Origin of the sequence: Catellatospora methionotrophica (genome assembly GCF_011297335.1) — a bacterium.
GTDB lineage: Bacteria > Actinomycetota > Actinomycetes > Mycobacteriales > Micromonosporaceae > Catellatospora > Catellatospora methionotrophica.
Genome location: NZ_JAAOTJ010000055.1, coordinates 1 through 503, shown reverse-complemented (window position 1 = coordinate 503; position 503 = coordinate 1). Strand labels below are relative to the sequence as shown.

Below are 503 nucleotides of genomic sequence, written 5' to 3'. Positions count from 1 at the left end.
TCCCACGTCCTTCATCGGCTCCTGGTGCCAAGGCATCCACCGTCTGCCCTTAAAAACTTACCTACACAGAGAAACAAAGATGCTCGCGTCCACTATGCACATCTCAACAAACAACCAACCCACACCCACCAGCAAAACACCTGGACACGAACCCGAAGGCCGAACCGGTTTGTCCTGCAAGATGTGATCGGCGCCAGAAGAACCAAGCTCGCGCTTGTTCCTTCAGGACCCAACAGGGTGCTAACACGATCCTCCCAGCCGCACCACAGCCCGTTCCATGCCCCGAACCGAAGTCCGTGAGCCCTACTAGGGTTAACTGTGGCCGTTGCCAAAGAAGATCTACCAAGTGTCTCCGCCATATGAGCCCTGACCACCACATTCGGGTGGTTGCAGGTCCTGACCCGCTTTCGCGGGTAGGTGCTCCTTAGAAAGGAGGTGATCCAGCCGCACCTTCCGGTACGGCTACCTTGTTACGACTTCGTCCCAATCGCCAGCCCCACCTT

Annotated in this window: 1 rRNA gene; it reads right to left on the bottom strand. The window is 56.9% G+C overall.

Annotated features, from left to right (window positions below):
- Positions 1-428: 428 nt before the first annotated feature.
- Positions 429-503, bottom strand: a 16S ribosomal RNA gene (locus tag HAV40_RS37860); the annotation flags it as partial.